Annotated in this window: 20 protein-coding genes; 7 read left to right on the top strand and 13 right to left on the bottom strand. The window is 72.6% G+C overall.

Annotation, left to right across the window (positions count from 1 at the left end):
- Nucleotides 1-129: 129 nt before the first annotated feature.
- Together ACIGJO_RS13950 and ACIGJO_RS13945 are read left to right on the top strand one after the other, a co-directional pair.
- Nucleotides 130-1,461, top strand: coding sequence for a sensor histidine kinase (locus ACIGJO_RS13950; RefSeq protein ID WP_399956894.1), 1,332 nt, complete (start codon nt 130-132; stop codon nt 1,459-1,461).
- Entirely contained in the window at nt 1,458-2,123 is a 666-nt protein-coding gene (locus tag ACIGJO_RS13945; RefSeq protein WP_399956891.1) for a response regulator, read from the top strand. The genes ACIGJO_RS13950 and ACIGJO_RS13945 overlap by 4 nt, the downstream gene beginning before the upstream one ends.
- On the opposite strand, the gene ACIGJO_RS13940 is transcribed toward ACIGJO_RS13945, so the two are convergent.
- From ACIGJO_RS13940 to ACIGJO_RS13925, 4 genes are all read right to left on the bottom strand, one after another.
- Nucleotides 2,084-2,380: a DUF6332 family protein gene (locus ACIGJO_RS13940; protein WP_399956888.1), complete on the bottom strand. Its 297-nt coding sequence runs from the start codon at nt 2,378-2,380 to the stop codon at nt 2,084-2,086. The genes ACIGJO_RS13945 and ACIGJO_RS13940 overlap by 40 nt on opposite strands.
- An 80-nt stretch (nt 2,381-2,460) precedes the next feature.
- Nucleotides 2,461-3,240, bottom strand: a complete 780-nt coding sequence (locus ACIGJO_RS13935) for a maleylpyruvate isomerase family mycothiol-dependent enzyme (protein ID WP_399956885.1) — start codon at nt 3,238-3,240, stop codon at nt 2,461-2,463.
- Nucleotides 3,241-3,285: 45 nt separating this feature from the next.
- Nucleotides 3,286-3,654 carry an SCO4225 family membrane protein gene (locus tag ACIGJO_RS13930; RefSeq protein ID WP_399956882.1) on the bottom strand — a complete coding sequence of 123 codons (369 nt, stop codon included), beginning with the start codon at nt 3,652-3,654 and terminating at the stop codon, nt 3,286-3,288.
- Nucleotides 3,655-3,751: 97 nt separating this feature from the next.
- Entirely contained in the window at nt 3,752-4,972 is a 1,221-nt protein-coding gene (locus ACIGJO_RS13925) for an MFS transporter (protein WP_399956879.1), read from the bottom strand.
- 144 nt (nt 4,973-5,116) lie between these two features.
- Between ACIGJO_RS13925 and ACIGJO_RS13920 the strand changes: the two genes are divergently transcribed.
- Nucleotides 5,117-6,331: an ROK family protein gene (locus ACIGJO_RS13920; RefSeq protein ID WP_399956876.1), complete on the top strand. Its 1,215-nt coding sequence runs from the start codon at nt 5,117-5,119 to the stop codon at nt 6,329-6,331.
- A 163-nt stretch (nt 6,332-6,494) separates the two neighbouring features.
- Nucleotides 6,495-6,791 (top strand): SHOCT domain-containing protein, encoded by a 297-nt coding sequence (locus ACIGJO_RS13915; RefSeq protein WP_399956873.1) that lies wholly within the window; start codon nt 6,495-6,497, stop codon nt 6,789-6,791.
- Nucleotides 6,792-6,851: 60 nt separating this feature from the next.
- Here ACIGJO_RS13915 and ACIGJO_RS13910 read toward each other — a convergent pair whose 3' ends face one another.
- Nucleotides 6,852-7,370 (bottom strand): ATP-binding protein, encoded by a 519-nt coding sequence (locus tag ACIGJO_RS13910; RefSeq protein ID WP_399956870.1) that lies wholly within the window; start codon nt 7,368-7,370, stop codon nt 6,852-6,854.
- A gap of 280 nt (nt 7,371-7,650) precedes the next feature.
- Nucleotides 7,651-7,968, bottom strand: a complete 318-nt coding sequence (locus ACIGJO_RS13905) for a hypothetical protein (RefSeq protein WP_399956867.1) — start codon at nt 7,966-7,968, stop codon at nt 7,651-7,653.
- A 233-nt stretch (nt 7,969-8,201) separates the two neighbouring features.
- On the opposite strand from ACIGJO_RS13905, the gene ACIGJO_RS13900 reads away from it, so the two are divergent.
- Nucleotides 8,202-9,335, top strand: coding sequence for a PLP-dependent cysteine synthase family protein (locus ACIGJO_RS13900; RefSeq protein ID WP_399956982.1), 1,134 nt, complete (start codon nt 8,202-8,204; stop codon nt 9,333-9,335).
- 39 nt (nt 9,336-9,374) lie between these two features.
- Here the strand turns inward: ACIGJO_RS13900 and ACIGJO_RS13895 are convergent, their stop codons facing one another.
- The 3 genes from ACIGJO_RS13895 to ACIGJO_RS13885 all read right to left on the bottom strand — a co-directional run bounded on the left by ACIGJO_RS13895 (nt 9,375) and on the right by ACIGJO_RS13885 (nt 11,578).
- Entirely contained in the window at nt 9,375-9,854 is a 480-nt protein-coding gene (locus tag ACIGJO_RS13895; RefSeq protein ID WP_399956864.1) for an SRPBCC family protein, read from the bottom strand.
- Between the two features lie 222 nt (nt 9,855-10,076).
- The gene (locus ACIGJO_RS13890) at nt 10,077-10,529 is read right to left on the bottom strand and encodes an SRPBCC family protein (RefSeq protein WP_399956861.1); all 453 of its coding nucleotides are present in this window, start codon (nt 10,527-10,529) and stop codon (nt 10,077-10,079) included.
- A 203-nt stretch (nt 10,530-10,732) separates the two neighbouring features.
- Complete coding sequence (locus ACIGJO_RS13885; RefSeq protein ID WP_399956858.1) at nt 10,733-11,578, bottom strand: DeoR/GlpR family DNA-binding transcription regulator; 846 nt, start codon at nt 11,576-11,578, stop codon at nt 10,733-10,735.
- Between the two features lie 332 nt (nt 11,579-11,910).
- On the opposite strand from ACIGJO_RS13885, the gene ACIGJO_RS13880 reads away from it, so the two are divergent.
- Entirely contained in the window at nt 11,911-14,328 is a 2,418-nt protein-coding gene (locus tag ACIGJO_RS13880) for a hypothetical protein (RefSeq protein ID WP_399956855.1), read from the top strand.
- Here the strand turns inward: ACIGJO_RS13880 and ACIGJO_RS13875 are convergent.
- The 3 genes from ACIGJO_RS13875 to ACIGJO_RS13865 all read right to left on the bottom strand — a co-directional run bounded on the left by ACIGJO_RS13875 (nt 14,298) and on the right by ACIGJO_RS13865 (nt 18,817).
- Complete coding sequence (locus ACIGJO_RS13875; RefSeq protein WP_399956852.1) at nt 14,298-16,745, bottom strand: right-handed parallel beta-helix repeat-containing protein; 2,448 nt, start codon at nt 16,743-16,745, stop codon at nt 14,298-14,300. The genes ACIGJO_RS13880 and ACIGJO_RS13875 overlap by 31 nt on opposite strands.
- Before the next feature lie 291 nt (nt 16,746-17,036).
- On the bottom strand, nt 17,037-17,645 hold the full coding sequence (locus tag ACIGJO_RS13870; RefSeq protein WP_399956849.1) for a hypothetical protein: 609 nt from the start codon (nt 17,643-17,645) through the stop codon (nt 17,037-17,039).
- A gap of 686 nt (nt 17,646-18,331) precedes the next feature.
- Nucleotides 18,332-18,817, bottom strand: a complete 486-nt coding sequence (locus ACIGJO_RS13865; RefSeq protein ID WP_266928845.1) for a DUF6643 family protein — start codon at nt 18,815-18,817, stop codon at nt 18,332-18,334.
- 259 nt (nt 18,818-19,076) lie between these two features.
- Between ACIGJO_RS13865 and ACIGJO_RS13860 the strand changes: the two genes are divergently transcribed.
- A complete protein-coding gene (locus ACIGJO_RS13860) occupies nt 19,077-20,411 on the top strand; it encodes a TerD family protein (RefSeq protein WP_399956846.1) in 1,335 nt (444 codons plus the stop codon).
- Between the two features lie 21 nt (nt 20,412-20,432).
- Here ACIGJO_RS13860 and ACIGJO_RS13855 read toward each other — a convergent pair whose 3' ends face one another.
- Nucleotides 20,433-21,614 carry a glycosyltransferase gene (locus tag ACIGJO_RS13855; RefSeq protein ID WP_399956843.1) on the bottom strand — a complete coding sequence of 394 codons (1,182 nt, stop codon included), beginning with the start codon at nt 21,612-21,614 and terminating at the stop codon, nt 20,433-20,435.
- Nucleotides 21,615-21,663 lie beyond the last annotated feature (49 nt).

Raw genomic sequence — 21,663 nt, 5'->3', positions numbered from 1 at the left:
AGGCGCTTCCGCAGGGCGTGGGCGGGGCGTCCGGCCGCCCCGCCCGGACGACGTACTCCCCGGGGAGTACGGGCGACCACCACGCCCGGCTGACGCCGGCGCGGCGGTGGCCCGTCTAGCGTTGCCGTCATGGACGAACAGCAGCCGGCACGCACGGGCGGTGCCTCCCCCCGGGGGCGCGGCGGCCTCCGGGGGCGCGGCGGCCTCCGGGGGCGCGGCGGCCTCCGGGGACACGGGAACGCACCGCACTGGCTGTCGGCCCTGGGGGAGCGGTCCGCCGCCGGGCTGCCCTGGCCCTCGACCGTCGCGCTGCTGGTGTTCGTCATGGTCGGCACGGGCTTCGCGGCGCACAGCCAGGACCGGCAGCCGTTGGACCTCTTCGCGCGGCTGCTGCTGTTCGCCGCGGTCGCGGTGCTGCTGGTGCGCCACCGGCACCCCGTGGTGGCCGTCGCCACGACCTCCGCCGTGACCCTGCTCTACATGGGGGCGGGCTATCCGTACGGACCGGTCTTCGTCGCCGTCGCCGTGGGCTGCTTCAGCGCCATCGTGTCCGGGCACCGCAAGGCCGCCTGGTGGTCGCTCGGCGGACTGTGGGCCGGCCACGTGCTGGTGGGCCACTGGCTCTACCGGTGGCTGCCGCCCGCAGGGGACGGCGCCGCCCCCTGGGGACAGGAGGCGTTCATCACCGCCTGGGTGCTCGCCATCGTCGCCGCCGCCGAACTGCTGCGGGTACGCCGCGAACAGTGGGCGGCGGCCAGGGCGGAACGGGAGGCCGCGGAGCGGCGGCGGGCCGACGAGGAACGGCTGCGCATGGCCCGCGAACTGCACGATGTGCTCGCCCACAGCATCTCCGTCATCAATGTGCAGGCCGGTGTCGGGCTCGCGCTGCTCGACTCCGATCCCGAGCAGGCCCGCACCGCGCTCATCACCATCAAGGGGGCCAGCAAGGAGGCGCTCGGCGAGGTGCGCCAGGTCCTGGCCGGCCTCCGTACGCCCGGCGACGCCCCCCGTGCCCCGGCCCCGGGACTGGGCCACCTGCCCGAACTCGTGGAGCAGGCGGCGGGCGCCGGTCTCACCGTCACCGTCGAGACCGAGGGCGTGCCCGCCCCCGTTCCGCCCGGCACCGATCTGGCGGCCTTCCGGATCGTGCAGGAGGCCCTGACCAATGTCGTACGGCACTCGGGTTCCCGTACCGCACTGGTCCGGATCGGATACGGCACCGGGCGCCTCGGGCTCCGGATCGACGACGAAGGACCGGCGACCGGCGGCGACGCGGGCGGCAGCGGCAGCGGACTCGTGGGCATGCGGGAGCGGGCGGCGGCGCTCGGTGGCACGATCGAGGCGGGCCCCCGGCCCGGCGGCGGCTTCCGGGTACGGGCGGGACTTCCGCTGCCGGCCACCGCGCCGGACCGTGAGGCCCCGCCCCGGGACCCCGGGGCACACCCGGAGGAGACCCCGTGATCCGAGTACTGCTCGCCGATGACCAGCTGCTGGTCCGGGCCGGCTTCCGGGCGCTGCTGGACGCCCAGCCGGACATCGAGGTGGCCGGGGAGGCCGCCGACGGGGAGGAAGCGGTCCGGCTGGTGCGCGAGCTGCGGCCCGACACCGTACTGATGGACATCCGGATGCCCCGCCTGGACGGCCTGGCCGCCACCCGGCGGATCACCGGGGATCCCGGGCTCGGCGACGTGAAGGTGGTCATGCTCACCACCTTCGAACTGGACGAGTACGTCTTCGAGGCGATCCGGTCCGGTGCCTCCGGATTCCTCGTCAAGGACACCGAGCCCGAGGAACTGCTGCGCGCGGTACGGGCGGTGGTGCACGGGGACGCCCTGCTGTCGCCCGGAGTGACCCGCCGGCTGATCGCGGAGTTCGCCGCCCGGTCCAAGGAACCCGCGGCGGTCACCGCCCTCGGCCGGCTCACGGAACGGGAGCGGGAGGTGATGGCGCTGGTCGGTATCGGGCTGTCGAACGAGGAGATCGCCCGCAGGCTCGTGGTCAGCCCGCTCACGGCCAAGACCCATGTCAGCCGCACCATGGTCAAGCTGGGGGCCCGCGACCGGGCCCAGCTCGTCGTGCTCGCCTACGAGTCGGGGCTCGTACGGCCCGGTTGGCTGGGCTGAACGTCGGGCACCCTGAGGCCCTCGTCCGGACGGGGGAAACGCCGGAGCACATGGACGACCCGGGCGAGGAACACCAGAGCGGCGAACCCCATGGCGATCGTGAACAGCGGCTGTCCGCCGGTGCGTGTGAGACCGAGGAACACGGCCGGCAGGTAGATGCCCGCGCAGGTGAGCGCGGCGACCACGACACCGCTCACCACCGCGTAACCGATCTCGATGGTGATGGCGTCCCGTTCTGCCTGCGTGCGTCGCCCCATGCCCGGATTCTCACAGGGGTGCCGGGCGGCGGCAAGGGAACCCGGCGTGCCGCGCGGCACACCGGGTTCCCCGTGGCGCGTCAGCTCCAGGTGACCGCGGAGTTGTCCGCCCACAGCCGTGCCACCGCGCGGTCGCCGGTCAGGGTGACGGCGGAGAGCGGCAGCCGGTTCCACAGCGTCAGATAGATTCCCTCGGCCGTCCCGCTCAACTCGCAGTCGGCGGACGGCGGATGGCCGCTCCCGTGCTCCCGTACCGCCTTTGGCGGCTCGGCCGACAGCTGTACGGTCCACACCGCCTCCGTCCGCGCCCCGGCTCCCTCGGCCGCGTCCGTGGCCCGCAGCCGCAGGGTGCGCGGAGTGCCGGTGCGCACCTTGCTCGCGGTGCGGGCGTGGAACCCGGTCAGCAACTCATCGATGCCGTCCAGCGCGTGCTCCGCGGCCACCGGCGTGAGCGGCCCGCCGAGCGCCGACTCGGCGTCGACCCGGTGCACCGTGGTCTCGTGCAGCTGACGGCGCGCCCAGAACGCCAGCGGTGAGGGGGCGGGCAGGAAGGTCCAGCAGTCGAGGTCGGCGGGTGCGGCCTCCAGGGCTTCGACCAGATGACGATGGCCCGCGCGGAACCAGTCGAGCAGCTCGTCCCCGTCGAGATCCGGCTCACCGCCGCCGGGCCGGTACTTCCTGTGCCCCTCGGCCACCAGATCCGCCGCCCAGCGGTGCACCATGCCGGTGTGCCGCAGCAGATGACGTACCTGCCAGCCGGGGCAGGTCGGGACCGAGGCGCCCGGACCCGCCGCTTTTGCCGCCGCCGCGAGCAGACGGCCCTCCGCGGCCAGGGCCGTGATGTTCTCCGAGATCGCCATGAGGCCGATTGTGCCAGGGGCCCGACGGCTCGGGGGCGCAGGTTTTCAGACGCCCCGCAGGTGTGCGGACCGGGCCCCGCCGCCCCGGCGCAGCAGCCGCGCGAACCAGCCGAGCGCCAGTGACTGCGCCAGTACCGACACCACGAGGGCGAGATACATGAACCAGGCGGGCCCGCCCGATTCCGCGCCCGCCAGGGAGCTTCCGACGAAGAAGGCGAACACGGTGGGCGCGGCCAGCAGGAACAGCCAGACCCCGGCGAACGAGGCGTCTTCGTGCGTGACGAACAGAGTGTCCACGGTCACGAAGACCGCTGCCGCGAGCACCAGGGCGAGGTAGCACAGCGAGACGGCGTTGCCGAAGGTCAGCCGGAGCAGTGCGCGCAGGTGCGGATGGTTGATGAGCTGGTTCTTCACTGTCGGCTCCCGGGTGAATGGTCGAGACGTCCATCGTGCGCCGGGACGGCCGGTCAGGCCTGAGTACACCTACTCAATCGCTCACGTGTACGTACGCTCAGGTGTGCGTCGCGTTCCGGGCGCCGTACCCCAGCGCGGCTGCCGCGGCGGCCAGCAGGGCCACGGTCGTCAGCGCCACCGGCAGGGAGGACCAGTCGGCCAGGAAGCCGATCGCGGGCGGGCCCAGCAGCATTCCGCCGTAGCCGAGCGTCGAGGCGGCGGCGACCCCGCTCGGCCCTGCCAGCTCCCCGGCCCGGCTCACCGCGACGGGGAAGATATTGGCGAGGCCCAGGCCCGTGACGGCGAAGCCGACGAGGGCGAGCCAGGCGCTCGGCGCGAGCGCGCCGAGCAGCATTCCGGCCGCGGCCGTCGCGCCGCCCATGACGAGCGTCCGGGTCTGGCCGAGCCGTTCGAGCAGCATGGTGCCGCTGAGTCTGCCGATGGTCATGGTCAGGGCGAAGAGCGAGTATCCGGCGGCGGCCGGACCGGGATGGGTGTGGAGGTCCTGTTCCAGGTGCAGCGCGCCCCAGTCGGCGAGCGCGCCCTCGCCGTACGCGGTGCACAGGGCGATCACCCCGAAGAGCAGCACGACCCGGCGGGCCCGCCCGTCCAGCCGCCGCTTCGCGGCCGAGGGGGTGCGCGAGGCGGCGGGCGCCGCGGATCGCGAGGGGTGGCGCAGCAGGGCCGGCCCCACCGCGGCGGTGACGGCCAGCCCGACGCCGGTGAGGACGAAGAGGTGCGTGGCGGGGGAGAGCCCGCCCGCGACCAGTCCGCCGAGCCCGGCGCCGATCATTCCGCCGAGGCTGAACGCGGCGTGGAAGCTCGGCATCACCGGCCGGCGCAGGGCGGCGACCAGATCGACCGCGGCGCTGTTCATCGCCACGTTCATGCCGCCGTAGGCGGCGCCGAAGACCAGCAGCACCAGACCGAGCGAGGTCGCCGAATGGGTCTGCGCGGGAAGCGCGATGCTCAGGGAGAGGAGGACTCCGCAGACCACCGTGACCGCATGGCTGCCGTAGCGGCGGCAGAGCCGGCCGGTGAGCATCATGGTGATCACCGCACCCGCGGAGACGCCCAGCAGGGCGAGTCCCAGGGTGGAGGCGGAGGCGCCGGTCTGCTGCTTGATGGCCGGGATACGGACCACCCAGCCGGCGAAGAGAAAACCGTCGAGGGCGAAGAACACGGTCAGCGCGGTACGGAGGCGGGCCGACGGGGGTGGGGCGGTGTCTCCGCCAAGTCCCCCCGGTAGGGCCGTCCGCAGTTTGTTTAGTTGCGGCACAAACTCAGCATAGGGGCGCGCGGCCGAGGGACGCAAGACGACCGGCAGGGGCGCCCGGCGATGCGGGGACGGACGGCGGGAGAGCTGTGGTCACCGGTCCCGGGGGCGTCGGCAACGCCTCCGGATCATGGGAGACTCGCCCCCATGAACGGCAAGGTGACCACCACTCGGACGAAGTTGGAGAGGGGCCGCAGCGCGCTCGGGCCCGCACTGGAACTGGTCCACACCGGACGCGCGCCCACCCGCGCCGTGCTCACCTCGGAGCTCGGCGTCACCCGTGCCACCGCCGGCGCGGTCGCCGCGGAACTGGAAGCGCTCGGGCTCATCCGGGTCGACTCCAGCCCCGGTTCCGCGGCCGGTTCGCAGGGCCGCCCCTCGCACCGGCTGGCCGTCCGCGAGACCGGACCGGTCGCCCTTGCCGCCCAGGTGCACGCGGACGGCTTCCGTGCCGCGCTCGTCGGGCTCGGCGGCCGGATCGTCTCCACCGCACCGGGCTGCGTCGCCGTGATGGCCGACCCCGCGCAGGTGCTCGGGGAGGTCGTCGCGGAGGGGGCCCGGCTGCTGCGCGAGAGCGGGCTGCGCTGCGTCGGCGCGGGGCTCGCCGTGCCCTCGGCCGTGGCCGAACCCGAGGGCACGGCCCTCAACCCGCTCCACATCGCCTGGCCCGCGGGATCGCCGGTCCGCGAGATCTTCGCCTCGTGCGTTCGCGAAGCGGGCATCACCGCCCCGGCGTTCACCGGCAACGACGTCAACCTCACCGCGCTGGCGGAGCACCGGCACGGCGCGGGGCGCGGGGCGCAGCATCTGCTCTGCGTCGCCACCGGCCACCGCGGTGTCGGCGGCGCTCTGGTGCTCGACGGCCGCCTGCACAGCGGGAGTTCGGGGCTCGCCCTGGAAGTGGGGCATCTCACGGTGAATCCGGAGGGGCGCCCCTGCCACTGCGGCGGACGTGGCTGCCTCGACGTCGAAACGGATCCGCTGGCCTTTCTCACCGCCGCCCGCCGGGAGCCGGGGCCGGAGGAGTCGCTGCTGAAGCAGGCCGGTGATCTGCTGCGTACGGAGTACGAGGACGCCGCCGTGCGCAACGCCGCCGAGGAGCTGATCGACCGCCTCGGTCTCGGCCTCGCCGGGCTGGTCAACATCCTCAACCCGGACCGCATCATCCTCGGCGGGCTGCACCGGGACCTGCTCGAAGCCGACCCGGAGCGGCTGCGCGCCGTCGTCGCCGACCGCAGCCTCTGGGGGCGCAGCGGCAGTGTGCCGATCCTGCCCTGCACGCTTTCCCACAACAGCCTGGTGGGCGCCGCCGAACTGGCCTGGCAGCCGGTGCTGGACGACCCGCTCGCCGCCCTCGCCTGACCGTCGCGGGTGATGTGGGAGCAGCCGGGAGCGCGCCGGCTGCTCCCGAGGGGGTACACACACTGCCGCCGGCCGTACGACGCGCCGGACCCCTCGCCGGGGACAGTCTCGTAAGCGTCAGGAAAGCACGACAACACCCCCTGAACGAGGGAGCTGACCGAAGATGAACACCCTGGCGTACAACGGCGGACCCGGACCCTGGATCCTCCTCTTCCCGATCATCTGGGCGGCGGTCGTCGTCGGCGTCGTCACCCTGCTGCGGCGCACCGTGTGGCGCGGCCGGCGCGGCCCCTGGCAGGCCGCCGCCCGGCCCCCGCACACCGCTCCCGGCGAGCCCTCGCCGATAGCCCTGCTGGGCCGCCGCTTCGCGACGGGCGAGATCGACGAGGACGAGTACTGGCGCCGGCTCTCCGTCCTGGACGAGCAGTTCGGCCCCGGCTCCAAGGGCGGTGCGGTATGACGGACCGCGTGTAGCGGCCGGAGCGGCCCGCCCGACGGCGGGCCGCTCCGGCCGCTGCGGTCAGCCGACGACGGCGGGCCGTACGGCGACCGCGGCTGCCCCCGCGGGGCCGGCGCGCTCGGCGCCGAACGGCCCGTCGGTCATCGACCCGTACACCGGGAGCGGTGGCAGGGTGGAGGTGCCGCACGGCGCCGGCAGGGTGAACCAGACGGCTTTGCCGGACCGGCCGCTGGGCCGTACGCCCCAGCTCTCGCTGACCGCGGCGATAAGGGCCAGGCCCCGGCCCGAGGTGGCGAAGGAGTCCGCCTCGTTCACGGTGGGCAGCCGTGGGTCGTGGTCGTGGACAGAGACCGTCAGCCGGTCGAGCAGCAGCTCGATCTCGACGGTGCATGACTTGTCCGGCTGTGCGTGCCGGTGGACATTGGTCAGCAGTTCGGTGACGCCCAGTGCTGCCTGGTCGATCAGAGGATCGAGATGCCAGTAGCGCAGTTGCGCCGAGATGATTCTGCGGACCTGACCGATCCGCGACGGCAGGGCCTGGAGCTCCACCGTGCAGTGCCTGCTTGGCTCGCTGATCACGGCTGCGACTCCCCGAAATAGGTCCGGAAGAAGACGAAGGAACGGATCCAGCATGTGGCTGGCTGCTGTTTCTGGTCTGCTTTATTGCTGGGACTGCTGGGACTGCCGCGTCTCCTGATTGCTGCCGACCGGCGGACTGGATCGCAGTGTCACCGCCGGTACACCATCAGTGACGTATGTCCAGAGTGGACCAGGGGTTACCGCCCCGCAACTCGCGGTGCCCGGCCGACGGATCCCCGTCGGCCGCCCTTCCCCTTCTCCGGCCTTCGCCGGGCCTCGCTCAGTCGCGTCGGCCACCCGTGCTGCGCAGCACCTCCAGGAACCGGCTCACCGGAGCCGCGCCGTCCCGCAGGTGGCTGCGCTGGCCCATCGTCAGCCTGTACCGCACCCCGTTGACCCGCGCGATGGTCGAATCGGCGGCCGCGAACCAGCGTTTGCCCGCACTCACCGTCCCCAGCGGGGCGCTGTCGATCTCGCGCCCATTGCTCGTCAGAAGAGCCACCCGGCCGTCCTTGACGATCACCTGTCCTGCATGGGTGAGCGACCTGGTCCATCGCTCGATCCTGACCCCGGTCGCACTGAACTCGACGTCCGCCATTGTGGCTTCGCCCCCCTTCGTACCGACTCCTGCTTGGGCAGTCTGCCCAAACCGAGCCGGATCCGCCAGGTGGCATCCGGACCGAATCGCGCTCCGGCGGCGCCGCGCGCCACAACCGCCCCACCGGTCAACACCAAGGCAGTGCTATGGACCATCAAAGTCAATGTTTGCGCAGGTGGGGGGAATATCGTTGGTGGGTGGGCAACACCGATGACATGAGGAGGCACGCGCTGATGGACACCAGTGAGCACGGGCGTGACAGTGGGGCCACGGCGACCCTGGACATCGACCGCAGCGACCCGGAGTACCGGGCCTGGCTCAAGGAAGCCGTACGCAAGGTCCAGGCCGACGCGAACCGCTCGGCCGACACCCATCTGCTGCGCTTCCCGCTGCCCGAGCAGTGGGGCATCGACCTCTACCTCAAGGACGAGTCCACCCACCCCACGGGCAGTCTCAAGCACCGGCTGGCCCGTTCGCTGTTCCTCTACGGGCTCTGCAACGGCTGGATCCGCCGGGGCAAGCCGGTCATCGAGGCGTCCAGCGGTTCGACCGCCGTCTCGGAGGCGTACTTCGCGAAGCTGATCGGCGTACCGTTCATCGCCGTGATGCCGCGCACCACCAGCCCGGAGAAGTGTCGCCTGATCGAATTCCACGGCGGACAGTGCCACTTCGTCGACGCTTCGTGGAAGATCTACGAGGAGTCCGCCGCCCTCGCCGCCGAGACCGGTGGGCATTACATGGACCAGTTCACCTACGCGGAGCGGGCCACCGACTGGCGCGGCAACAACAACATCGCGGAGTCGATCTACCAGCAGCTGCGGCTGGAGCGGTATCCGGAGCCCGCCTGGATCGTCGCCACGGCCGGGACCGGCGGCACCTCGGCGACCATCGCCCGCTACGTCCACTACATGCAGCACGACACCCGGATCTGTGTGCCCGACCCGGAGAACTCCTGTTTCTTCGACGGCTGGACCCAGCACAACCCGCTGGCCACCAGTGACTGCGGCTCCCGGATCGAGGGCATCGGCAGGCCCCGTATGGAGCCGAGCTTCGTGCCGGGCGCCATCGACCGGATGATGAAGGTGCCCGACGCCGCCAGCGTCGCCGCCGTACGCGCGCTGGAGCGTGCCATCGGACGAAAGGCGGGCGGCTCGACGGGCACCGGCCTGTGGAGCGCGTTCAAGCTGGTCGCCGAGATGGTGGAGCAAGGGCGCACCGGCAGCATCGTCACGCTGCTCTGCGACCCGGGCGACCGTTACCTCGACAAGTACTACTCCGACAGCTGGCTGACGGAACAGGGCCTGGACATCGCCCCGTACACCGCGACCATCGACCGGTTCCTCGATACGGGAAGCTGGTCCGGCTGACCGTCCCGGGCACGGGTACGCCGGGGTGCCGCGTCGGTCTCAGGCCGGTGCCCCCGCCAGCCGTTTGTCGAGCCGGCGCACGGCGTCGCGGAACGAGCGGCCCACTCCGGCCCGCCCCAGCCCGAGAGCGAACCGGAACAGGGCACTCCCATCGGCGGCGAACGTCCACTGGACATGCGTACCGGTTCCGGAGGGGGTGAGCCGCCACTCCTCCAACAGGGCGGTGAGGCCAGGTGTGTTGGCGTCGTCGACCCGGTAGGCGTACCGCTCGTCGGGTTCCGCAGCGACGATCGTCTCGCGCAGCATCGCGCCGCCCTTGAGCCGTACTTCCCGGCCCGCCCCCGCATCGGTGGACGCCGCGCTGGTCACCGCAGTGAACCAGCGGGGCCAGGACTCCACGTCGTCGGCCAGGGCCCGGTACACGGCGTCGGGGGGTGCGGCCACCTGGGCGGCGAAGACCAGGCGCAGCGGCGCGGACTCGGTGAAGTCCAGTCCCACGGTACGGAGTCGGCGTGCCATGAACGCACCTCCCGGGCGATCGGCGGCGGACGGGCGGGGCATACCATAGCCGCCCGGCAATCAGATGTCTGTACCAATAGACCGATCGGTTCGTATCACCTGCCGGACATCGTCACTCCCGTCCCGTGCTGTATCTCCCGTCCCGGACGGGACGTGTGCGGTGCCCGCCGCGGCGGGCGGATCCGGGACGGATGGTGCGGTACGGAGGAGCCGGCAGGTCCCTCAGCGGTCCCGCCGGACCGGCTCGTCCAGCAGACGGTCGAGGACCCCGCCGAACACCCGTCGCCCGCACGAGGCGAGCAAGGGGTCTCCCCAGCCCGGCAGCAGCCGGACGTGCAGCTCCTCCACCCACACCACATGGGATCCGGAACTGGTCGGCAGCACATCGATCGAGGCCCGGCCCAGCACCACCGACCCCCGTTTCTCCAGTCGGCAGACCCCGGCGCGCCCGACGGCCGGCGGAGTCCACCGCACCACTTCCATCGGATCGTCGAAGCCCAACGGGCCCATGCCCGTCCGGGCCACGAACAGGGTGCCCATCGCGGTCGGCAGGCCGGTCGGGACGGTCACCGAGGTGAGCGGGACATGCGCGCCGTGCCGTTCCCAGTCGGTCACCCGCCGCCAGGACTCGGCGGCGGGAAGGGGAGTGAAGCGCTCGATCCGGAAGACGGCCACAAGTGAATTCTAGGACGCCCGGGTCATATGGCGAGCCGAGCGGAATCCCGGCAGCGGCCCAAGGCCCGGTACGGGCGCACGCCGGCGCACGGGGCACCTGCTGACGCACGGGGCACCTGTCGGCGCAGGCGTACCGGCCGCAGCGGGGACATCGGCCGGTGCAAGGGGCATCGGCCGGCACAAAGTCGGAACCGCGCCCCGGGTCAGCCCTCCGGGGCCGCCTCGTCACACGTCTCGCCCGCCACCACGAGACCCGGCAGATGCTCCTCGATCTCCTCGCGCGCACCGGCCGAGAGGCCCGAGTCCGTGACGAAGACGGCCACCTCGTCCAGCGTTGCGAAGGAACTCAGCCCGACCGTGCCCCACTTGGTGTGATCGGCCACCACCACGACGCGCCGCGCCGCCCGCACGAAACGGCGGTTGGTCTCCGCCTCCGCGAGATTCGGTGTCGACAGACCGGCCTCGACCGAGATCCCGTGCACGCCGAGGAACAGCACGTCGAAGTGGAGTGATCCGATGGCCCGGTCGGCGACGGGACCCACCAGGGAGTCCGACGGAGTGCGTACACCGCCCGTCAGTACCACCGTCGCCGCCCCCGCCCGCGGGGCGCCGCCCGCCGCGGGGCGCTGCGCGCCGTGGAACACATCGGCGACCCGCACCGAGTTGGTCACCACCGTCAGATCCGGTACGTCCAGCAGATGCTGGGCCAGCGCGTACGTGGTGGTCCCGCCGGACAGGGCGATGGCGCTGCCCGGCACCGCCATCGCCGCGGCAGCCCGCGCGATGTCCTCCTTGGCGCTCAGTTCGAGCGTCGACTTCGCCTCGAACCCCGGTTCATGGGTGCTCGCCTCGACCACCGGCACCGCGCCGCCGTGCACCTTCTCGATGACGCCCTGGCGCGCGAGCGCGTCCAGATCCCGGCGGATGGTCATGTCGGAGACGCTCAGCTTGCGGGTCAGCTCATTGACCCGGACCCCGCCGCGCCTGCGCACCTCGTCGAGGATCAGGGCGCGCCGCTGCTCCGCGAGCAGGTTCTGATTCTCGCTCAACGCCGGGTCCGGTCCTTCCTTGTGGCCTTCTTGTGGCCTTGCGGTTCCGCATCGGGCCACAGAACGTGGTTCATCCTGCCACGCAGGAATGTTGGCCGCGTCACTGGGGAGATTCGGTGAGACAACTGCCGTATCCGGCCCGGGTCCGGGATTCTGGTGACCGCGCTTCGGCTCGTGTCCCCGCGCGCCGCCCCAACCCCTGTCGCGCCACTCCTCCTTGTCCGGCTTCCCGCGTCCTCGCCTTTCCGGTTCTCCCGGTCCATCCTGCTCCTTTCCTTCCTTCCACCCCCCCCGGCCGTGAGGCCGAACGGCCCAGAGAGCGAGTCACCCCATTGCCCCCTGCCACCCAGGCCCCGCAGAGCTCCGGGGCAGCGCTCGAACTGCTGGTCCACGGTGTCGGCGGCACCACACCGCAGGAGATGCTCGACGATCCCCGGGCGGTCCGGGTCACCGGTGACGCGACGGCAGCCGTGTACCGGCGTCCCGAGGACATCGACGGCGAGCGCCATCCGGAGCGCTACCGGGCGGAACCCGTCGCGGAGGCGTACTGCTGGTCCAACCTCACCTCCGGCAACGCTTCCCGCGCCCTGTGGCTGCTCCTGCTCCCGTTCATGGTGGTCAACCTCGCCCACTGGATGCGGCCCACCGCCTCCGGCCGCACCCGCGCCGTCCGGCTGTACGGCGTACTGGTGCGGCTCCTCGCGCTCAGCCTGACCGTCCTGCTGACGGCCGCGGCCTGCGAAGTGGCCCTGGATCTGGTGGCCTGGCAGTGCGCGGGCACGTCCGGCTGCTCCGGCCGGCGGTCCTGGCTGGGCTTCCTGTCGACCGAGCAGGGTGGCTGGTGGTCCCAGCCGGGACGCCGCCTGGCGGTCGCGGCCCTCGTGCCCGCCTCGCTGGTGGGGCTGCTGTGGTACCTGTCCAACCGCACCTGGAGCGCGTACGAATCGCAGCGCCCGCTGGACGGGGCGGAACCGGACGAGGACACCCCCGACACATCCCGCACTCCCGACACGTCCGACACCCCCGATGCCACTCACACCCCCGCGGACCCGCCGCCGGCGGCCGGTCATGTCCGGCCCGCGCTCGGCCGGCCCGGATTCTGGTACGGGCGCAGGATCGTCGCCCGGCTCCGCGCCGCCCACACCGCGGCCGGGTTCCTCACCGTCGCCTCCTGCGTCGCGGGTGCCGCGGTCCGCCACGACCGGGCCGCGGACGGCCCCGTCCCGGAGGTTCTCGGCGGCCTGATCGCGGCGGCCGTCGGGGCGTGCGCGCTGGTGGCGGTCTGGGTCGTGTGCCGCCGGGGCCGCAGTGAGCGGCGCCTGGACCAGCGGCTCGACAGCGCCCTCATCACCTTCCTGCCCGGCACCGCGCTGGCCCTGCTCGTTCTCGCCGCCGGATACGCCGCCTGGTCACGTCCGGCCTGGGAGTCCACGGGCTCCCTGCCCGGCGAGACGGCCTTCCGCGCCCTCGCCCTCGGCCAGGGCGCGCTCGTCGTCGTGCTCGGCGTCGTGGCCCGCACCCTGTACCGCCGCGCCCCGGAACCCCGCACCACCATGTACGGACTGGGCGGGCCCGCCGTCGCGATGCTCGCCTGCGCGCTCGGCGGCGTCATGACCGGCGGGGTCGCCCAGCGCGTGGCCGACTGGCTCGACGGGCCCGGCACACCGGGCATGGGCCGCGACGCCGCCATCGCGGGCCCGCCCGTGCTGCTCAGCTGGCAGGCCTCGGTCATCCCGGTCCTTCTCCTGCTCCTGCTCGTCCCGGTGATCGCGCTGGTCGCCCGCACCGCCCGCGAGGCCCGCCGCGCGGGCCCCGGCATCGAGGCGGAGTACGGGGCCGAGCGGCCCGAGCCCGGCCGCACCCGGCGGATCGCGCGGACCCGGGCACTGGCCGCGCTCACCGACTCCGCGCCCTGGATCGTCGGCGTGGTCTCCGGCGCCTCCCTGCTGCTGGGAGCCGGTGCGGTGGCCGGGGCCTGGCTGAGCGGACAGGTGCCGGGACTGGCGATGGAGGGATCCAGTCCCTTCGTCGAATCGCTCGCCGAGACCGCCCAGTCGACCGGCTCCTGGCTGGTCGGCTTCGGGTTCGTCCTGTTCGTCGCCTGCGGGCGCCGCGCCTACCGCGACGCCTCCGCCCGGCGCACCATCGGCATCCTCTGGGACGTGGGGACGTTCTGGCCGCGTGCCGCCCACCCCTTCGCCCCGCCCTGCTACGCCGAGCGGGCCGTCCCCGACCTGGCCTCCCGGATGTCCGCCTGGACCGGCGCGAACACCCGCGGCCGGCTCGTCATCTCGGGCCACTCCCAGGGCAGCGTCCTCGCGGCGTCCGCGGTGTGGCAGCTGCCCGACGCGACCCGCCGCCGGGTCGCCCTGCTCACCTACGGTTCGCCGATCGAGCGGCTGTACGGGCGTTGGTTCCCGGCCTACTTCGGTCCCGTACCCCTGCACGGGCTGCACCGCTCCGTGCACTGCTGGCGCAATCTGTGGCGGGCCACCGACCCGATAGGGGGCCCCGTCCGTCTCGACGAGGGCCGGCGCACCGAGGTCGACCGGGGGCCGCTGAAGGACCCGCTGGCCTACGGGCGTACCCCCGAACTCCCGCTGCCCGAACCGATCCTGGGGCACTCCGACTACCAGGCCGACCCGGTCTTCGCGCAGGAACGGGCCGCGCTGCTCGAACAGCTCGGGCCGCTCCTGCCGAGGCAGGCCGGCGGGGCGGCTCAGACCGGCTCCGGGAGGTCCTCCGGGTAGAGGAGGGTGAGGTCGTCCGTGCTCGTCTCGACGAGCTGGGCGACCCGGCCCGCATGCCGCTCCACCATCGATTCGAAGGTCTGGCGGGCCGTGCGGCCATTACCGAAGGCGGGGCCCTTGGGCAGCTCCGAGAAGTACGTGAGCAGGGCCTTCCCGGTCCCGTCCGCGAGGCTGTACTCCTGCTCCTCGGCCTGCTGCTCGACGATCCGCAGCAGTTCCTCGGGCAGATAGTCACTGAAGGTGATGGTCCGGGAGAAACGGGACGCCACACCGGGATTGACGGTGAGGAACCGCTCCATCTCGTGGGTGTATCCGGCGACGATCACGACGACCGCGTCCCGGTGGTCCTCCATCAGCTTCACCAGCGTGTCGATGGCCTCCCGGCCGAAGTCCCGGCCCGAGTCCTCGGGCGAGAGCGCGTACGCCTCGTCGACGAACAGCACCCCGCCGCGCGCCCGGTCGAACGCCTCCTGGGTCCGGATGGCGGTCGAGCCGATGTGCTCGCCGACCAGGTCGACCCGGGACACCTCGACGAGATGGCCGCGTTCCAGGACTCCGAGGGAGGCCAGGATCTCCCCGTACAGCCGGGCCACCGTCGTCTTGCCGGTACCGGGGGAGCCGGTGAAGACGAGATGGCGGCGCACCGAGGCGGCCTTGAGCCCGGCCTCCCGGCGGCGCCTGCCGACCTCGATCATGTCGGTGAGCGCCCGCACCTCGCGCTTGACGCTGTCCAGGCCCACCAGCGCGTCCAGCTCGCCCAGGACGGCCGCCGAATCGCGTGCGGCCCCGGCCGCCGCGGGTTCCGGGACCGGGACGCTCTGCGCGGCCGTACGCTGCCCCGGCATCGCCCCCAGCAGCCCGGGGGTCGACTGGGCCGCCGTCAGGACCGCGGGCGCCGGGGGAGCGGCCGCTCCGCGCAGCCCGCTCTCGTCGCTCGTGCAGTCCTCCACCACGGGGCCCGTCCCGCTCCCGTCGCCGCCCGGGAAGCCGCCCTCCGCGAACTCGTAGCCGCCCCGTGCGCACCGCTCGGTGCGGCAGCGGGTGAGGGTGGTGCGGCAGCCGTCCATCACGTGGAAGCCGTAGCCGTCGCTGCCCGTGACGCGGCAGCCGTGGAAGGTGCCGCGGCCCTCCGCGGAGACGTAGAACCCCGCCTCGGCGGGTGAGGTGACCGTGCAGCGCTCGATGGTCGGGTCGGCCCCCTTGGTGACGATGACTCCGGTCTGGGCGGCGTCGATGGTGCAGTTGTTCAGCGTGCCGCCGCTGCCGTGGTCGCGGAACCAGGCGCCCGTGGACGCCTCCCGGATCCGGCAGTCGTCCAGCTGGGCGGTGGCTCCGTCGCTCACGGAGACCGCGGTGTTGCGGATCTGGGAGAGATCGCTGTCCACGACATCGGCGCGCGAACCCCGGTCGAGGACGAACAGCGCGTCGGGCACGTCGTGGACACGGCACGCGTCGAGTATCACCGTCGCCCCGTCGCTCACCCAGACCGCCGGATAGTCGCCCGTGCTGTCGTGGATCTCGCACTGGTTGGCGTCGACCCTGGTGCCGGGGTCCCAGACCGAGAGGCCGTTGCGGCCGAAACGGCGCACCGTGGAGCGGGTCAGGGTCAGCACGGAACGGGACCGCAGATCCACCGCGTTCTCGGGAATGTCATGGATGTCGCAGTCGGCGAGCGTCAGCACCGCGTCGGTGTCCAGCGTGACGCCGTCCGCGGACGTGCGGTGCACGGTGCAGTCGGTGAGATGCGCGGAGGCCCGCGCGGTGACCTGCACCCCGCTGCCCTTGATCTCGTACACCTCGCAGCCCACGGCCTCCAGGCCGCTGCCCTCGCCGGTGATGCTGAGGCCCGAACCCGAGGAGTGGTGGATCCGGCACCGGTCCAGGCGGGGATGCCCGCCGTCGCGCACGGCGACACCGGACTGCCCGGCGGAGACGACCTCGCACTCCTCGAAGACCCCTCCCGCACCGTCCAGTACGGCGATGCCGACGCCGGCCGGATTGTCCACGGTGCAACGCCGCACGGTGGGCCGGGCGGCGCCGCGTACCTCGATTCCGGCGGCCGACCGCGTCACGATCCGCAGATCCGTGAACTCGGGTGCCCCGTCCTCGACGAGCAGGGCGGGAGCCGCGGAGTCCTGGCCCTCCACATGCAGGTCCTGGACGATCGCGGAGGCCCGCACGGTCAGCGGCACGCCGTCCACCGGCGCGATGCGCACCGAGCCGACCGAGCCCTCGGGGCCGCGCAGCGTCACCGCGCGGTGGACGACGAGATTCTCCCGGTAGGTCCCGGGCGCGACGGTGAGGACGTCACCGTCGGCCGCCGCTTCCAGAGCCGCGGAGAGGGAGGCGTATTCGCCCGTGCGGCGCCGCCATCGAGATGTGCCGGTGTGCGTCACCTGGACGGTTCCCTGTGCCATGGCGCTGCTGTGCCCCCACCTCGTGCTGTGTGCGATCCCCCGGGTACGTCCGCGTGCGGCGGGCGATGCGCCGGTGCCGCCGTCCGGGGGACGGCGACAGCTCCGGGTCCGCCTGCCGAGGGGGCGGGCGGCCGGTCCACCGTAGCGCGCGCGAGGCGCGGGAGTTGACGGGTCTGCCGCTGATCAGCCCGATGGGCGGCCCCGTGTGACGGTCCGTGGCCCGCTGGTCACGGACGTGTCCGGCGGGATGGGACGCCACCGGGGGCGGGAGCCGCGTGCGGGGAGGCGCGGTCAGGTGCCGGTCCCCGTTCTGCCCCAGTCCGGACCGGCCCTGGCCCAGGCCCGGTCCAGCTGTGCGTAACGCCGGTGCGCCATGCGCCAGACGATCAGCCGCCTGCACACTTCGATGAATCCGGTGGCGAGCAGGAACACGCCGACTCCGGCCAGCACCGCGTGGGTGTGGGCCGTGGGCACGTCCATGGGGCGCATCGCCGGGTGCCCCGCGGCGTCGGTCCAGATCCGGACCCGGGATCCGGGGCCCCCGACCTTGGAGGTCGTGGACACCGTGCCCTTGCGGGGTCTGCCGTCGGGGGCCCGCCACTTGGCGACCACAGATGTGTGTGCGGCCCGTCCGGAGGAGCCTTCCTGCTCGCCGGCGAAACGCGGCGGTCCCGCCGCCCGGCGCACCACGACGGCGGTCGTGAGATGGTGCTGGGCCCGCTGGGCCCGGACCGACTCCTGGAGGGAGTCGTCGGTGAGCGCGCCGCACACCCAGCCGAGCACCGGCGCCACCAGCACCACCAGCAGCAGGGCGGCCAGCGCCAGCCAGGCTTCGCACCGGTCGGTGGCACGGCGCAGGGGATTGTGGCGCCAACGCCAGACTCCCGAGACGGCTCGCATCACCGCGCACCCCCTTCCGTATCCGTGGCCCACCGAATCCGTGATACCCCGGTATGGCACGGATCGCCTGCCCAGGAAGCGAGGAGAGAGCAGCCCCACTGCTCCAACGTCCGGCCTGTCCGGGCGAGTTCCCGGTTCCCGGGCCGGGCGGATTCCCGCCTCCCCCTGAAGGCTGTCCGTCCGGGCCGGGGGCCGGTCGCTCCAGGGCCGACCCGCAGCCGATACCGGGAACGGGCGGTCTGCCGGTGATACGGACAGGATCCCCGACCCGGTCCGCCGCGGTCCGCCCGGGGGTCCGATTCCGGCCGAAGAGAAGGTTCTTCCCGGCTGCGGTGATCACGCCACGCCCGCGCGGCCCGGTCGTCCGGGAGGAGAGCCCGCCGATGGCGGTCTGTTTCCGGGGTACGGCTGACACCCGCGTCATGCACGGCTGCTGACATGGCGTGACGGCCTCGCCCGCACGGCCGGCCGGTATCCGGAGGCGGTCGCCGTCGAGTCCCCATGGCTCGACGGCTTCACCGGTGGCACCTGTGGCCGGCGGGCCGGCCGTGCGGCACACACGCCGGCGTCCAGGAGCGGCCGTGCGTCCACCCCGCCGGTCCCCTCGGCGCGCACGGCCGTCCGCGACCGGGCCTGCGCCACGGTCGTGTGCCGCCGCGGACCCGCTGCGCCTTGTCGTCCGGCTGTCAGTACCCCCGGCCCTGGTACGGGCGGTTGTACGGGTCCTCGTAGGGGGACGGCGCCGGTGCGGGCCGGGGGGAGGCCGGCCGCATCGATTCGTACCCGGTCCCGGGGGCGGGCCGCTGCGGCTGCGGCTGGGGCTGATAGCCGCGTGCCGGGGCCGGCTGCTGGGGGATGTACGGCGCCGGGGCGTGCTGCAGATGAGCGGGCTGCATCGGGGCGTGCTGCACCGGGGCCTGCTGGTACTGAGGGGCCATCGGCTGCTGGTAGCCGTACGACGGGCCCGGCTGCGAGGGGGCGGCCGGAAGGGCCGGCAGTGCCGAAGGCAGCGCGGGCAGATAGCTGTTGCCGGTGTCATAGGCGGCAGGCACTCGGATCGGAGCGATCTGAGGGGTGCCCCGCTCCGCGACCAGGGAGTCGTAGATCGGAGTGTCGGCGAACGACGGTGCGGCGTAGTAGCCGCCGCCGTAGGTGGAGCGAGGGGAGGTCATGGCACCTAAGTTAAGCCCACGATGAGCTGGTTGGGGAGCCCGATAAGAGGGTTGTTTTACGTGTTGTGAGTGAACCACGATCCCCAATGCGAGCGAACTTGGCAAAAAAGGGCGCCTGGTGGCGTAGTGATCGTGTAAAGGGCGAGTTCACGGCAGGTTACCGGCGATCGCCGCGCGGGTCCCCGCACCCGCCGGGGTCTGCGGGGGCGGCCGGGGGATTAGGTTTGACGGGAAAAGCTTTTGGGCAGCCGGACTCGCGATGGGGGCGAGCATGACCATGCTAAAAGGAACCAATGTTCCGGTGCCGGCTCGGGCCGTGCGGGTCGAATTGGGTTGGCGGGCCTCTCCGGGGGCGCCGGATGTCGATGCCTCGGCACTCCTTCTGGTGTCGGGAAAGGTCCGCGACGACGCGGACTTCGTCTTTTACAACCAGCCCGCGCACGCCTCCGGCGCCGTCCGTCACGAAGGCAGGACGACCGGTGACGGCGGTGTCACCGACACCCTCACCGTCGACTTCGCACGGATCGAACCCGCGATCGACCGCGTCGTCGTCACGGCGTCGGCGGACGGCGGCAGTTTCGGACGGGTGAGCGGTCTGTATGTACGGGTCGTGGACGCGGCGGACGGCGCCGAGATCGCCCGCTTCGAGAGCTCGGACGCCACGGTCGAGACCGCCTTCATCCTGGGGGAGCTGTATCTTCGTCAGGGCGCCTGGAAGTTCCGTGCCGTCGGCCAGGGGTACAGCACCGGGCTCGAAGGCCTCGCGACGGACTTCGGCATCTCCGTCGACGAACCACCGCGGCAGCCGGCACAGCCCCAGCAGCCGCGACCCCACCAGTCCCAGGGGTCACGTCCGCGCCCGTCGTCGCCCGCTGCTCAGCCCTCACCCACCCGGTCCGTCCCCGCGGCCCCACCGGCACCGCCCGCCCCTCCTACGCCGCCCGCCCCGCAGCCGGTCAGGCTGACCAAGGTCACCCTGACGAAGGAAGCCCCTTCCGTCTCTCTCGCCAAACAGGGCGGTTCCTCCGGAGCACTTCGCGTCAATCTCAACTGGGAAGTGCGCAAACAGTTCAAGGGCTGGGGCGCCAAACTCGGCAGGGCCATCGCCATGCACGCCGACCTCGATCTCGATCTCTGCGCCCTCTACGAACTCACAGATGGCAGCAAGGGAGTTGTTCAGGCACTCGGAAACGCCTTCGGCTCACTCCGGCAGCCGCCCTATATCCATCTGGACGGGGACGACCGCACCGGAGCCGTCTCCGCCGGTGAGAACCTCACCGTCAACCTCGACCACAAGGACCGGATCCGCCGTGTTCTGATCTTCGTCACCATCTATGAAGGCGCCCGGAGTTTCGCCGATCTCCACGCCACCGTCACCCTGCGGCCGCAGAACGGCGCGCCGATCGACTTCTCGCTCGACGAATGCACCGTTCCCTCCACCGTCTGCGCCCTCGCCCTGATCAGCAACGACGGGGGAGACCTCACCGTGCGGCGCGAGGCCCGCTATCTCGTACCGGAGCGCGGAGTGAGCCCGCAGCGCACCATCGACGCCGCCTACGGATGGGGCATGAACTGGACCCCGGGCCGGAAGTAGCCGGCCGGGGCAGGGACCGGGTCACAGGTCGGGGGTGGCCTCGGGGCGGGAATAGGTACGCCCCTTCCAGGCCGCCCCCCGGCCCCGGTAGTGCCGCACCGCCGAGTCCACGGTCATCAGGAGGTACAGCACCGCGGTGAACGGCAGCAGCGGCGCGAGCCACAGCGACTGCCGGTAGTACGCCAGCATCGGCAGATACGTCCCCGTCATCACCGCCCACGCCGCACCGCCCGCCCAGGCCGCCGCCGGATCCCCCGTCAGCAGCCCGGCCACCAGCGTGACGGGCGGCGCGAGATAGACGAGCGCCAGCCCCGGTACGGTACCGGCGAGCAGCAGAGGGCTGTGCCGCAGCTGCGCGTACGCACTGCGCGAGACCATCTGCCACAGGTCCCCGAGCCGCGGATACGGCCGCACGCTGTCCACCCGCTCCGCGAGCCCCAGCCAGATCCGCCCGCCGCTGCGCTGCACCGCACGGGCCAGCGACACATCGTCGATCACCGCCTGCCGGATGGACTCCGGGATCCCGGCCCGCTCGGCGGCCTCCGTGCGCAGCAGCACACAGCCGCCCGCCGCGGCCGCGGTCCGGGCACCCGCCCGGTTCACCCGCCGGAACGGATACAGCTGCCCGAAGAAGTACACGAACGCGGGCACCACCAGACGCTCCCAGGCGCTCACCACCCGCAGCCGCGCCATCTGGGACACCAGGTCGAATCCGTCGGCACCGCCGCTGCCGGCCGCCGCCACCAGATCCCGCAGGCTGTCCGGCTCATGGGCGATATCGGCGTCCGTGAGCAGCAGGAACTCGGGCTTCCGCTGCCGGGCCAGCGCGATCCCGTGCCGTACGGCCCAGAGCTTGCCCGTCCACCCCGGCTCCGGCTCCCCGGGCGAGACCACGGTCAGCGGCAGCCCGCCGTACCGCACCGACAGGGCCGCGGCCAGCCGCCCCGTACCGTCCGTACTGCAGTCGTCGACGAGGATGACCTCCGCGTCCCCCGGATAGTCCTGGGCCAGCAGCGAGGGCAGACTCACCGGCAGCATCTCCGCCTCGTCGCGCGCGGGCACGACAACGGTGACGGACGGCCAGCGCGCGGGTTCGGCCTGCCGGGGCAGCCGCTGGTCGGTGCGCCAGTAGAACCCCTGGCCCAGCAGCAGCCACACCCACGCGATCAGCGAACCCACGGCGATCCAGGCAACGGCGCTCATCCGCCGAAGTCTGCCCCACTTCGGGCGGGCCGCAAGGGCTGTCGACTAT

Origin of the sequence: Streptomyces sp. NPDC079020 (genome assembly GCF_044542225.1) — a bacterium.
Classification (GTDB): domain Bacteria; phylum Actinomycetota; class Actinomycetes; order Streptomycetales; family Streptomycetaceae; genus Streptomyces.
Note: the sequence above shows the minus strand (reverse complement) of the source record. Positions and strands in the feature narration are given on the sequence as shown.

Bases quoted from the DNA above. Each gene is read 5' to 3' on its own strand.
- ACIGJO_RS13875 (WP_399956852.1), bottom strand. From the start codon at position 16,745: ATGGCACAGGGAACCGTCCAGGTGACGCACACCGGCACATCTCGATGG.
- ACIGJO_RS13905 (WP_399956867.1), bottom strand. From the start codon at position 7,968: ATGGCGGACGTCGAGTTCAGTGCGACCGGGGTCAGGATCGAGCGATGG.
- ACIGJO_RS13865 (WP_266928845.1), bottom strand. From the start codon at position 18,817: ATGACCTCCCCTCGCTCCACCTACGGCGGCGGCTACTACGCCGCACCG.
- ACIGJO_RS13935 (WP_399956885.1), bottom strand. From the start codon at position 3,240: ATGGCGATCTCGGAGAACATCACGGCCCTGGCCGCGGAGGGCCGTCTG.
- ACIGJO_RS13940 (WP_399956888.1), bottom strand. From the start codon at position 2,380: ATGGGGCGACGCACGCAGGCAGAACGGGACGCCATCACCATCGAGATC.
- ACIGJO_RS13950 (WP_399956894.1), top strand. From the start codon at position 130: ATGGACGAACAGCAGCCGGCACGCACGGGCGGTGCCTCCCCCCGGGGG.
- ACIGJO_RS13900 (WP_399956982.1), top strand. From the start codon at position 8,202: ATGGACACCAGTGAGCACGGGCGTGACAGTGGGGCCACGGCGACCCTG.
- ACIGJO_RS13860 (WP_399956846.1), top strand. From the start codon at position 19,077: ATGGGGGCGAGCATGACCATGCTAAAAGGAACCAATGTTCCGGTGCCG.
- ACIGJO_RS13915 (WP_399956873.1), top strand. From the start codon at position 6,495: ATGAACACCCTGGCGTACAACGGCGGACCCGGACCCTGGATCCTCCTC.
- ACIGJO_RS13855 (WP_399956843.1), bottom strand. From the start codon at position 21,614: ATGAGCGCCGTTGCCTGGATCGCCGTGGGTTCGCTGATCGCGTGGGTG.
- ACIGJO_RS13895 (WP_399956864.1), bottom strand. From the start codon at position 9,854: ATGGCACGCCGACTCCGTACCGTGGGACTGGACTTCACCGAGTCCGCG.
- ACIGJO_RS13920 (WP_399956876.1), top strand. From the start codon at position 5,117: ATGAACGGCAAGGTGACCACCACTCGGACGAAGTTGGAGAGGGGCCGC.
- ACIGJO_RS13870 (WP_399956849.1), bottom strand. From the start codon at position 17,645: ATGCGAGCCGTCTCGGGAGTCTGGCGTTGGCGCCACAATCCCCTGCGC.